This is a genomic window from Hydrogenophaga palleronii NBRC 102513, from assembly GCF_001571225.1.
Classification (GTDB): Bacteria; Pseudomonadota; Gammaproteobacteria; order Burkholderiales; family Burkholderiaceae_C; genus Hydrogenophaga; species Hydrogenophaga palleronii.
This window is the reverse complement of record NZ_BCTJ01000006.1, coordinates 111,949-123,830: the sequence shown is the minus strand read 5'-3', so window position 1 is coordinate 123,830 and position 11,882 is coordinate 111,949. Positions and strand designations below refer to the sequence as shown.

Sequence of the window (11,882 nt, the reverse complement as noted above, 5' to 3'; positions counted from 1 at the left end):
GGGTGCCGGCTTGAGCGGCGCTGCCGCCGAACGGTGGAACTGGCGGGCCGCCGGGGCATCCCACCCGGCATGAAAGCGCGCTTGTCTTCCCCACACCGCGTCTGCCTGCTGGCGGCCTGGTGGTGGCTGCTGCCGTTCGCGGCCGGGGCCGCCGAGCTCTACCGTTGGGTCGATGCGCAGGGGCAACTGGTGTACGCCACCGAGGTGCCGGAGGCTTACCGCGCGGTTGCGGTGCCGGCCAGCACGCCGCTGCCACCCGGCACCAGCGCCTGCGAGGTGCGCTGGCACCGTTACCTGGCCAGCGCCGCCTGTTTTGACCAGTACCGCGTGGTTGGCGGCGGCCTCAAGCCCGAGGCCTTCCAGCACTGCACCGAGGTGCCGCAGCCAGAGCCCTGCCGCTGAGGCCACACCGCGCCATGTGGCCTGGTGGCGCTCATTGCGTGGCAGTGATCTTCTGCTCGCGGATCACCTTGCCCCACTCGCCGGACTCGCGCACGATGTCGGCGGCCAGCGGCCCGGCCGGCATGTAGGCGGGCACCGCGCCTTGCTGCGCTGCCACGTGGGCGATGTCGGGCTGGGCCATCACCTTGCGCAAGGCTTCGCTCAGTTGTTCGACGATGGGCGCGGGCGTGCCCGCGGGTGCCAGCACGAACAGGCGCGGCACGGCGGAGAAACCGGGCAGGGCATCGGACAGCGGCGGGATGTCTTCCGCGCCGGCCAGCTTCACCGGATTCATCAGGGCCAGCGCGCGCAGCTTGCCGGCACGCGCCTGGGCTTCGGCGGCGGTCACGCTGACGACGCCGATGGACACCTGGTCGCTCATCACGTCGGGAACGATCTGCGAGGCACCGCGGTAGGGGATGTGCACCACGCGCGCGTTGGCGCGTGCCTTGAGCATCTCGAAGCCCAGGTGGTGCACCGTGCCCACGCCCGAGGTGGCAAAGGAGTACTTGCCCGGGTTGGCCTGCAGCAGCTTGACGAACTCGGCCGGGGTCTTGGCGGGAAAGTCGTTGCTGGTGACGATCACCAGCGGCAGCGTGAACACGCTGGCCACCGGCGCAAAACCCTTGATGGGGTCGAAGGTCATCTTCGGCTGCAGGTGCTGCGCGATCAGCAGCGAGCTGTCGCCCAGCATGAGCGTGTAGCCATCGGGCGCGGCGCGTGCCACCGCGTCGCCGGCAATCAGGCCGGTGGCGCCGGTGCGGTTCTCCACCACCACCTGCTGGCCCAGCAGCTGCGACAGGCGTGGCGCCAGCAGGCGCGCCATGGCGTCCACACCGCCGCCGGCCGAGTACCCCACCACCAGCCGCACCGGTTTGTTGGGGTAGGCCTGTTGCGCCCAGGCACTGCTGGTGGCCGTGCCCATGCCGAAGGCGCCGGCCAGGGCCAGCAGCAGGGCGGCGCGGCGGCCGGTGGAGGGGAGGTTGCCGTTGTTGACTTTGACGTTGTTGTTGTTGACGTTGCTGTTTTTGTTGTGGGGCATGTCTTGTCTCCTGGGTTGTCGTTGGGGCTGGCGTCAGGCCTTGCCGGCCCCGCGCGAGCCGGGGCGCTTGGCCAGATCAGCCAGGCGCTCGGGGTTGGGCTTGAAGCCCAGGCCCGGCGCCTCGGGCAGGCGCAGCACACCGGCTTCGGGTTTGGGCAGGTCGTCGAACACCAGCTCGCAGCACTGCACCGCAACCGAGTGGTATTCCACCAGCGAGCCGTTGGCCAGACCGGCGTGCAGGTGCATGTTGTGGTGCGGCCAGGCGCCGCCGTTGGCAAAACGGGTGTTGAAGGCCGCCGCCATGCCGGCGATGCGGCCGCACTGCGTGAAGCCGCCGGTGATGCAGGCGTTGGGCTGCACCACGTCTACCGCGCCAGCCACCAGCATGTCGCGGAAACGGAAGGCCTGGCCTTCGTTCTGCCCGGCCGCCAGCGGGATCGAGGTCTGGGCGCGCAGGCGCACCAGGTTGGGAATGTCGTTGTGGGTCACCGGCTCTTCGAAGAAGCTGATGCCATAGGGTTCCACTTTTTTTGCCAGGGCCTGCGCGTGGAAATAATCCAGGCTGCAGTTGGCGTCGATGTAGATCTGCACCTCGGGTCCGACCGCCTCGCGCACCGCGCGGATGCGCTGCACATCTTCGGCAATCACCACGTCCAGCGGCCGTGGCTCGTCGCGCCGCTGCAGGCCGTGGTGGCCCACCGTCATCTTCAGGCGGGTGAAGCCGCGGCCGACCCAGTCGGTGGCGGCGGCGGCCAGTTCGTCGCGGTCGAAGAAGTTGAAGCCGAAGGTGGCGTACACCGGCACCTCGGCGCGCGCGCCGCCGAGCAGGCGCCAGCAGGGCTCACCCAGCGCCTGGCCCTTGATGTCCCACAGCGCCAGGTCGATGGCGGCAATGGCGTGGCTGGCGTAACCCGACTGGCCGCGTGGCGTGAGCAGCCAGTAGAGCTTGTCCCAGATCTGCTCGTGGCGCATCGGGTCCAGGCCAACCAGGTGGTGGGCCGCGATCTCGTTGACGATGCTGCCGATCACCTCTTCTTCGGTGATGGCGGTCATGCCGGTTCCGACCAGGCCGGTGTCGGTTTCGATGCTGACGATGCACACCGACAGGCTGGTGGTCTTGGTCTTGCCACTGGACATGGGCACGCTGACGGGCAGGTTCAGCGGCGTGGCGCTGACGCGAACGATTTTCATGAGGTCTCCTGCGCGGCCGGGGCGGCGGCGCTTGTGTGTGTTGAGGTCTGGCGGCCAGTGTGGAACGGCCCGGCGCGCCCGGCAATGGCGTGCGGCAAAGGCGGCTTTCGCGGATGGCGAAAGCCGGAACCGCGAGGCTGCGCGCGGCGTGGGTGCCGGTTCAGCGGCTGAGTGCGCGGATCAGCGTGCGCGCGGCCGGCGAGGGCGGCGTGTGGGTGCGGGTGGCGATGTGGTGGGTGCGCCGCGCCCAGGGGTCGGACAGCGGCACCGCCGCCAGCGGCAGGTGCGCCAGCTGCGGTGCGATGGCCTCCACCGGCAGCACGCCCACACCGAGGCCGGCGGCGACCATGCGGCAGACCGCGTCGAAGCCGCGCATGCGCATGCGCACGTGCAGCTGGCGCCCGGCGTCGGCGGCCGAGGCCAGCAGGCGGTTGGACAGGGCGGTGCCGTCGGTGAGCGTGATGAAGGGCTCGTCCAGCGCGTCCACCAGGCGCAGCCGGCGCCGGCTCGCCAGCCGGTGCGCGCGCGGCGTGAGCAGCACCAGGGTGTCGCTGAAGAACGGCGCGAAGGACAGGCCGGCCGGTGGCACCGGCAGGTCGACCACACCGAAGTCGGCGCGGCCTTCGATCAGCGCGAGGGGAATCTCCGGGCTGCCACGCTCTTCGAGGTCGATGCGGATCAGCGGGTGCGCCTGCATGAACTGCTCCAGCCGCTGCGGCAACACCTCCAGCAGGGCCGAGGTGTTGGCCAGCACGCGCACATGGCCTTGCAGGCCTTCGCTGTAGCCGCGCAGGTGCTGGGCCAGGCGGTCGGCGTCGGTCAGCAGCGTGCGGCTGCGCTGCACCAGCATCTGCCCGGCCGGCGTGAGCTGCACGCCGCGCGAGGAGCGCTCGAAGATGCGAAAGCCGAGCGACTCCTCCAGTGCGGTGATGCGCGAGCTGGCGGCGGCCACGGCGAGTTGCAGGCGTTCGCTGGCGGCGCTGATGGAGCCGAGGTCGGCCGCGGCCACCACCACGCGAAGGGTGCTCAGGTCGATGGGTTGATCCATGTCAGCGCGGGTCTCTGGCCGGTTTGCGTTCCACCACGCCAGCGCCGCGCACCTCGAAGCGCACTTCGTCCAGCACCTTGCCGCGCGCGTCGGTGAGCTGCATCACGTGCCGGCCCGGCCAGGGCAGCCACTGCACCTGGCTGCCCTGCGCCAGCGGCTTGCCGTCCAGGCGCCAGCGCCCGCCCGGGCCGCTGGCGGTGAAGGTGAGGCGTTGCCGGTTGGGGGGGATGTCGGGGTCGAGCGCGACGATGGTGCCGCTGGCCGGCGAGCGGATGCGCAACGCCGCTGCGGTGGCGCCGCGCGAGCCCTTGGCGTCGCGGTCGTTGTGCATGCTGAAGCGCGCCTGCTCGGTGCCGGCGATGAACCATTCGCTGCGCGCCGCCTCCAGCGGGCGTGAGGTGTCCGTGTCGTCGAAACGCGCCTGCACCTGCACCAGGCCCTCCGGGGCGCGCGGCGCGCGGCTGGGGGTGTGGGCGTGCAGCTGCTGCATCACCTCAGCCCACACCGGCGCGGCGCCGCTGGTGCCGCTCACGTCCCACATCGGCGCGCCGCTGGCGTTGCCCACCCACACGCCGACGCTGTAGCGCTCGGACCAGCCAACCGCCCAGTTGTCGCGCATGTCCTTGCTGGTGCCGGTCTTCACGGCGGTCCAGAAGCGCGTGGCCAGCAGGCTGTCTGTGCCGAAGGTGCGCGCGCGCGCGTTGCTGTCGCTCAGGATGTCGCCGACGATGAAGGCCGCGCGGGGGTCGATGACCGGTGTGGCCGCTGGGGGCGCGCCAACCGGGCCGTAGCGCCCGCCATTGGCCAGGGTGCGGAAGGCGTTGGTGAGCGAGAGCAACGGCACCTCGGCGCTGCCCAGCGCCAGGCTGTAGCCGTAGTAGCCCGCGGGCTCGGGCAGTGGCAGGCCGAGTGCGCCGAGCTGGTGGTGGAAGGCGTCGGGCGAGACCATCACCAGCGTGCGCACCGCCGGCACGTTGAGCGAGGCCGCCAGCGCGGTGCGCGCCGACACCCAGCCCTTGAAGCGGCGGTCGTAGTTCTGCGGAATGTAGAGGCCGCTGGTGGTGGGGATGGCGGCGGGTGAGTCTTCCAGCAGCGACGCGGCGGTCATGCGCCGCTGCGCGATGGCCTGGGCATACAGGAAGGGCTTGAGCGTGGAGCCGGGCTGGCGCAAGGCCAGCACGCCGTCCACCTCTGAGGCGGCGCTCAACACGCCGGAGGAGCCGACCCAGGCCAGCACTTCGCCGCTGGCGTTGTCCAGCACCACCAGGGCGCCGTCCTGCACGTTGCGCCCGCGCAGTTCGCGCAGGTGGCGCTGCAGGGTCTGCTGGGCAAAACGCTGCAGCGGTGCCGACACGGTGGAGCGCAGCGCCTGCGTCGGCCCCGGTGTCTGGCTGGCCAGCAGGCGCCGCGCATGGTGCGGCGCGATGCCTTCGCTGGCCGGGAAGGCGCGGTTGTCGAACGCGATGGTGGTGCTGATGTGCAGCTCGGAGCAGTCCACCCGCGTGCCGGGCTGCATCAGCTTCAGCACGCCGCAGGCGCGCTGCGACACCTGGCGTGCCGAGGCATTGGGTGCGCGCACCAGGGCGGCGGCGATGGCCGCCTCGGACTCGTCCAGGCCGTGCGGGGCCTTGCCGAACAGGGTGCGCGCCAGCGCGTCGATGCCGACCAGCTCGCCCTTGAAGGGCACGAGGTTGAGGTAGGCCTCCAGGATCTGGTCCTTGCGCCAGCGCCGCTCCAGGCTTTGCGCCGCCACCGCCTGGCCGAGCTTCTGCGTCATGCGGCGCCCGCCCGCGCCACGCTGCAGGCCGCCGTCGGGCTCGTCGAGCAGGGCGGCGAGCTGCATGGTGATGGTGGAGGCGCCGCGCGTGCGGCTGTTCCAGAGGTTGCCCCAGGCGGCGGCCGAGACGGCGCGCCAGTCGACGCCGCTGTGTTCGTAAAAACGTTTGTCTTCGCTCAGCAGCAGGGCCGTGCGCAGCGCGGGCGACACGTCGGCCAGCGCAATCCAGTCGCCGCGCCGCGCCTGCAGGTCCACCCGCAGGCGTTGCAGCGGTTCGCCATTCCGGTCGAGCACGCGCACCTCGGAGGAGCGCCAGTCGGCGCGCACCTCGGCGAAACCGGGCAGGGCCCACGCCGGCTGCGACAGGCCCAGGCCCAGCGCCAGCAGCGCCGGCGCGAGGATGGATTTCACCGCGCGGCCTCCACGGTCACGCGGGCGTTGGGGCTTTCGCCGAACATCTCGGGCGCGTACAGCGCCTCGACCCGGCTGGGCGGCAGCGCGAACTGGCCGACGTTGTTCAGCCGCACGGTGTATTCCATCTTGAACACGCCCTTGGGCACGTACTCGTAGTAACTGCGGTAGGCCTCGAAGCTGCGCTCCTCGAAAGCCGGCCAGGCGTTGCCGCTCGGACCGCTCTGGCCCGCGGTGGCGATCTGCGAATCGCGGCCGAGCCCACCACCGAGGATGGTGGCGCCGCCCGGGATCGGGTCGGTCACCACCACCCAGGTCATGTCGGCCGAGGCGTTCACCTCCAGCGCCACGCGCCAGATGTCGCCACGCGTGTGCGTGCCGGCCACGGCCTGCTCCACCGGCGTGATGGTCTTCTTGATGCTGTAGCCCGCGCTGAACGGTGCCTTGAGCGGGATCGCGGCGACCGACTGCAGCGTGAGCCAGGGCTTGCCCGTGCCCTGGTGCAACACGCTCAGGCCAGCCTTGCCGCCTTCGGCCGGCCACGGCAGGAAGCCGGTGTTGTTCTTCAGGTTGCCGGGGCTGGCGGGGGCGCCGAACCAGGTGGTCTGGTGCGCCGCGCCGGCCGCGTCGCTGGCCTTCACGCGATCCACCTTGGCCCAGTCGACCGCGGCGCTGCTGCTGCCCAGGCTGGCGCGTGTGGTGCCCGCGACCGGTGCCGACTCGAACCTGGCGGAGAACTTCTCCAGCGCCAGGCCGCCCCAGAGGTTGGCGTTGGTGGTGTGCCAGGCGCCGTTCTGCTGCCGGCCCATGAAGCCGTTGGCCAGCCGGCCCATGTCGTCCTGCCAGGCCGGGTCGTCCAGCACGGTGAGGATCAGGCGCGCGGTGTTGACGTCGCCGTTGACCATCAGCCACCACCAGTAGTCGTCCTGCTCGGTGCTGAACATGGCCTTGGTGCCCTGGAAGCTCAGCCGCGCGCGCAGCACCTGCATGGCTTCGGCCAGGCGCTGTTCGTGCTGCGGCACGTCGCTCACGCGCTGCAGGATGTTCACCCAGTCGATCACCGCGCTGGTGGGCCACTGGTTGGGCGCCAGCGTGATGCTGCCGACCATGCGGCCACGCGCCTTGCCGTAGCGCGACAGCGCTTCGATGGCGGCGAGCTTGCGCACATCCAGGTCTTTGCGCGGGCTCCAGAACTCGCGCGAGATGCGGCCTTCAACGAACTGGATCAACCCCCGCTCCATCGGTGCGCGCACGTCGTCGGGCAGCGCAAACGCCGGGTCCAGCGTGGAGGCCTCGTGTGTGGCGGCCAGCAGGTAGGCGGTGAGGATGTCGCTGCCGCGGTTGCCATCGCCTTCGCGCGGCGGGAAGTAACTCGCCAGGCCGTCGGCATCGAGGTAGGTGGGCAGTTGTGCCAGCACCGTCTGCCACAGCTTCGCATCGCGCAGGCCCATGGCCTTGCTGGATTTCTGCTCCAGGCAGACGAAGGGGTAGTTGGCGAACCAGTCGCGCACGCCGGGCAGGCCTTCGGCCAGCTTGGGCTGCAGCGCGATCTTGAGGCCACCGCGTCCCGGCAGCGCACCGGCGGGTGCGCCCACCTCGAGGTTGAAGGCGCCGTCCACCTGCACCAGCGTGGCCTGCTGCACCGTGAGCGGCACGGCCGGCACGATGCGCTGGCTGGCCTTGAGCGCGTCCTTCGCGCCGCCCAGCGTGTCCTTAGCCTCGATCTCCCACAGGATGGCTTCGGCGCGCGTCAGCGCGAGCTGCGCGGGCGCCGTCACGTTCCACGCCACCTCACGCGCTTCGCCGGCGGGAATGTTCACCGTCTGCGGCGCCAGTTCGAGCAGGGTGGCGCGTGGTGCCACTTCCACTTTCATGGCTTTCTGCGTGGTGTTGCGCAGCGTGAGCTGGGCGCGGAACTGATCGTCCTCGCGCACCAGCGGCGGCAGGCCGCTGATGATCTGCAGATCCTGCGTGGCGCGCACGCTGGCCTGGCCGGTGCCGAACAGGCCGGTGCCCATGTCGGCCACGGCGACGATCTGGAAGGTGGTCAGCGCGTCGTTGAGCGGCACCGTCACCACCGCCTGGCCCTTGGCGTCCAGCGTCACTTTCGGGTTCCACAGCAGCAGGGTGTCGAGCAGTTCGCGCGTGCCGCTCTTGCCGCCACCACCGCCGGCGGGCACCGCCTTGCGGCCGTAGTGCCGGCGGCCGATGATTTCCATCTGCGCGGTGGACGTCTCCACGCCCCAGGCGCGCTGCTGCAGCATGGCGTCGAGCAGGTTCCAGCTGCGGTTGGGCATGAGCTCCAGCAGGGCCTGGTCCACCGCGGCCAATGCCACCTCGGCATGGGCCGCCGGCTGGCCGTTGGGCAGCTTGGCGCTGATGGTGACGCGGGCCTGGCCACGCACCGGGTAGGTTTCCTGGTCGGGCTTCACGCTCACGTCGAGCTGGTGCGCCTGCGTGCCGACGCGGATCTCGGCCAGACCGAGGCGGAACGCCGGTTTGCTCAGGTCAACCAGCGCGGTGGGCGCCACGTATTCGCGGCCTTCGTACCAGAACGAGGTCCACCACTCGCGCGGCGCCTTGTAGCCCCAGGTGAAGAAGGAATACCACGGCACCTCGCGCAGGCGGCCGCGCAAGGCCAGCACGCTCACGTAGACGTTGGGGCCCCAGCCTTCCTGGATCTTCAGCTGCACCGTCGGGTCCTGGCCGTTGAGCTGCACCACCTGGGTCTCGATGATGCCTTCGCGTTCCACCGTCAGCAGCGCGGTGGCGAAGCGGAACGGCATGCGCACCTGGAACTTGGCGGTCTCGCCGGGCTGGTAGCTCTTCTTCTCGGGCAGCAGGTCGATGCGGTCGTGGTTCTCGCCGCCGAACCAGAGTTCTCCCTGGCGCGTGACGTAGACCGAACTCGCGGCCTGGATGCTGCGGCCCGAGGCGTCGCGCGCGGTCACCACCAGCTCCACCTCGCCCGGCTCACCCAGGCTGGCCTCGCACAGCAGCAGGCCGCGTGCGTCGCTCTTGCCGCTGCAGACCCGGCCCAGTTCCTTGGTCTCGGTCTTGTTGTCGTAGGTGTAGAAACCGCCCACCAGGCGCTTGCGGCTGGTGGTGGTGATGTGGGCGATGGCGTCCACGCTGAGCGAGACGTCGGCCGCGGGCTTGCCCGCCAGATCGAGCGCCAGCGCCTGGAACTTGATCTTCTGGCTGGCCGAGACCCAGCCCTCGGTCTTGATGCCGGCCACCACGCTCGCCGGCCACACGGTGGAGACGCTGCGCAAGGTCTGCACCTCGCCGTTCGGGTCGGAGTAGGTGGCCTCCAGCAGCAGCTCCTGCGGCTGGGTTGCGGCCGGTACCTGTTCGATGTTGAGCGCGCCGGCGCCGTTGCGGTCCAGCGTGACCGGCAGCTTGTCGGCGATGACGCGCTGGTCCATCGAGGCACTGGCTTCTTCCTCGCCTTCGTCGCTGCTGGCTGCGCTGTCGCCGCTGGCCGCGCGCGGCGGGTAGAAACTGAAGGCCTCGAAATCGCGGTAGTTCAGGCTCTTGTTGCGCACCAGCGCCGAAACGCGCACCGGCAGGTTGGCCGCGCCGCCGCCTGAGACGTAGTTCACCTGCAGTTGCGTCGGCACGCTCTTCACCGCCACCAGAGCCTTGTTGTCCTGCGGTGCGATGCGGCCCTCGAACACCGGCAGGCGGAACTCTTCCACCCGGAACTCGCCGGTGCTGTATTCGCGTTCGTTCGGGTCCGAGTTCTTGAGCGTGACCTCGTAGCTGCCCAGGCGGGCGCTGGCCGGCACGGCGAAGGTGTTGCTCGCGCTCTGGCCGCCGGTGGCGGTTTTGCGCCACGCCACCGGCTGGGTGAACTGCTGGCCGCTGCCGGTGTGCGTCACCACCAGGGTGTCGGGCAGGATGGCCGGCAGGCCGAAGCCTTTGCTCGTTTCGGTGCGGATCAGGTGCTTCATCGACACCGTTTCGCCGGCGCGCAGCAGGGTGCGGTCGAACACCGTGTGGGCGCGCTCGTCCGGGCGCGTGTCGCGGCTGGTCGGCACGTTGAAGCGCCAGGGTTCAATGCCGCGGTACCAGTCGCTCCAGGTGAAGGCCATGTCCTGCACCGCGCCGTCCTGCAGGCGCGCGCTGACGAAGTAGGCCTGCGAGCTGTCACCGCCGTCATCGTGGCAGCGTGGCGCTTCGGGCGGCACGCCCTTGAGCTCCACCACCCCTTGCGCGTTGGTGGTGCCGGTGGCGATCTCCTTGCCGGCACAGTCGGACACGCGCACTGCCGCACCCGCCGCCGGCTTGCCCTTGTCCAGCGTGGTCACCCAGGCCAGGGCGTTCTCGCGCCCGAGCTTGAAATGCACGCCCAGGTTGGTCACCAGCGCCGAGCTGCGCACGTACATCGTGCGCGCGTCGCCGTAGCGCGGGTCCAGCAGGGCGCCGCCGAGCGCGGGCGAGGCGATCTCGACCACGTGGAAACCCGGCGTGAGCGGAATGCCGACCACCTCGAACGGGCGCGGGTCGTTGTTGGCCGGCTTGGGCAGCTCCATCTGCTTCACGCCCGGCTGCCCCTTGAGCAGCGACACGGCGCGCGATTCGACCCAGTGCTTGTCGCGGTTTTCCAGCACCCGTGGCAGCGGGCCGAGCCCGTCGGCCTGCGCCTGCTTGCGCGAGACGTTGAACTGGTCATAACGCTGCAGCTTGCGGAACCAGGCAATGATCTCGGCGTCGGTCTTCGGCTGCAGTTCACTCACCTGGCCGGGCGTGAGGCCCTTCACCTGCAGCGCGGCTTCCACGTTGCGCAGCGTCACCGGCAGCAGCGGCGTGCCGCCGGGTTCGGCGAATCGTTCGACGATGCCGAAAGGCGAGGCCGCGAACTTGGCCAGCGGCGGCATGGCACCGGTGGCCACCGGCAGCGGGAAACTGTCGGCGTTGACCGGCGTGCGGCCGGCCGCGTCCTGGAAGTTCTTCGGCAGTTCGATGCTCAGCGAGGCCTGTTCGGCAAAAGGCGGCTTGAACGTGAGGTCCGAGACCAGGCTGTCGCCGTCGCTGTTCTCCTCGTCGAACACCGGCTTGTAGGTCTGCCGCTCTGCTTTCAGGCGGATGCCCTCGGCCAGCTTGCGCGTCACGGGGGCGCTGAAGTTCAGCGTCATGGGGCGGATCGGCAGGCAGGCGGCCTGGGCGTTCTCGCGCTCGCAGCTGAAGCCGACGGTGAAGGCCTCGCGCACCTGGAACTCCAGGCGCCGTTCGACCGCATTCGGCACGCCCGAGGGCGTGGCCACGCCCTGGCCGAACACGATGGCGACCTTGCTGTCGGGCGTGAAGCGGCGGTTGCAGGCCAGGGTGACATACCGCAGCGGCTCCTTGGCCGCCGGCTGCTCCCAGCCATTGGCCTTGAGCAGTTCGGTGCGCTCGCGGCCCTCGATCAGCCGCACCGGCACACGCTCACCCAGCCCTTCAACCGCGCACCAGACACGCGACTGCACGCTGGCCGTGGTGGCCGCGCCGTTCAGGCGCAGCACGAAATACTGCTCTTCGTCGATGCGCGACGAGGTGCCGGGGCGCACCTGCTGCACGAAGGGGCCGCCGGTGTTGAAGCTGGAGCGGCTCACCGCCAGCTCGGTGCCCTTGGGCGACTTGAAGCCGCTCCTGGCCTGCACCGTGCAGCTCACGCCGGGCGGCAGGTCGTTCTCGAAATCAAAGGCCCATTCGCGCTCGTTGATCCAGCGGCCGTTGCCCTGGGTGGCCTGGGCGTCGCTGCACGACAGCGAGACTGGCGCGGGCGCCTTGGGGTCGCCGAACGCGACCGCGGCCTCATCGAACTTGACCACCAGCTGCCGCACCCGCGAGACCTCGCCCTTGGGCGAGGTGCTCACGATCTGCAGCGCGGCGGCGGGGAAGGCCACGGCCAGCAGCAGGGCGGCGGTGGCGGAGAGGCGGGCGAGAGGGCGGGTCGGGATGTTTTTCGTCAAGGCGTGCTCCAA

The 11,882-nt window shown here is 70.4% G+C and carries 6 protein-coding genes; 1 reads left to right on the top strand and 5 read right to left on the bottom strand.

All coding sequences use genetic code 11. The features are described 5' to 3' along the window. Nucleotides 1-81: 81 nt before the first annotated feature. Nucleotides 82-402, top strand: coding sequence for a DUF4124 domain-containing protein (locus tag HPA01S_RS23330; RefSeq protein ID WP_169801510.1), 321 nt, complete (start codon nucleotides 82-84; stop codon nucleotides 400-402). A gap of 31 nt (nucleotides 403-433) precedes the next feature. Here the strand turns inward: HPA01S_RS23330 and HPA01S_RS06890 are convergent, their stop codons facing one another. The 5 genes from HPA01S_RS06890 to HPA01S_RS06870 all read right to left on the bottom strand — a co-directional run bounded on the left by HPA01S_RS06890 (nucleotide 434) and on the right by HPA01S_RS06870 (nucleotide 11,870). Continuing rightward, nucleotides 434-1,483: a Bug family tripartite tricarboxylate transporter substrate binding protein gene (locus tag HPA01S_RS06890; RefSeq protein ID WP_084360510.1), complete on the bottom strand. Its 1,050-nt coding sequence runs from the start codon at nucleotides 1,481-1,483 to the stop codon at nucleotides 434-436. Nucleotides 1,484-1,516: 33 nt separating this feature from the next. Then, a complete protein-coding gene (locus HPA01S_RS06885) occupies nucleotides 1,517-2,674 on the bottom strand; it encodes a mandelate racemase/muconate lactonizing enzyme family protein (protein WP_066268165.1) in 1,158 nt (385 codons plus the stop codon). Nucleotides 2,675-2,834: 160 nt separating this feature from the next. Then, complete coding sequence (locus tag HPA01S_RS06880) at nucleotides 2,835-3,722, bottom strand: LysR family transcriptional regulator (protein ID WP_066268162.1); 888 nt, start codon at nucleotides 3,720-3,722, stop codon at nucleotides 2,835-2,837. A 1-nt stretch (nucleotide 3,723) separates the two neighbouring features. Continuing rightward, nucleotides 3,724-5,910, bottom strand: coding sequence for a penicillin-binding protein 1C (pbpC, locus tag HPA01S_RS06875; RefSeq protein WP_174525283.1), 2,187 nt, complete (start codon nucleotides 5,908-5,910; stop codon nucleotides 3,724-3,726). Then, nucleotides 5,907-11,870 (bottom strand): alpha-2-macroglobulin family protein, encoded by a 5,964-nt coding sequence (locus HPA01S_RS06870; protein WP_066268160.1) that lies wholly within the window; start codon nucleotides 11,868-11,870, stop codon nucleotides 5,907-5,909. Before HPA01S_RS06870 ends, pbpC begins: the two co-directional genes overlap by 4 nt. Nucleotides 11,871-11,882 lie beyond the last annotated feature (12 nt).

Bases quoted from the DNA above. Each gene is read 5' to 3' on its own strand.
- HPA01S_RS06885 (WP_066268165.1), bottom strand. From the start codon at position 2,674: ATGAAAATCGTTCGCGTCAGCGCCACGCCGCTGAACCTGCCCGTCAGC.
- HPA01S_RS06880 (WP_066268162.1), bottom strand. From the start codon at position 3,722: ATGGATCAACCCATCGACCTGAGCACCCTTCGCGTGGTGGTGGCCGCG.
- HPA01S_RS06890 (WP_084360510.1), bottom strand. From the start codon at position 1,483: ATGCCCCACAACAAAAACAGCAACGTCAACAACAACAACGTCAAAGTC.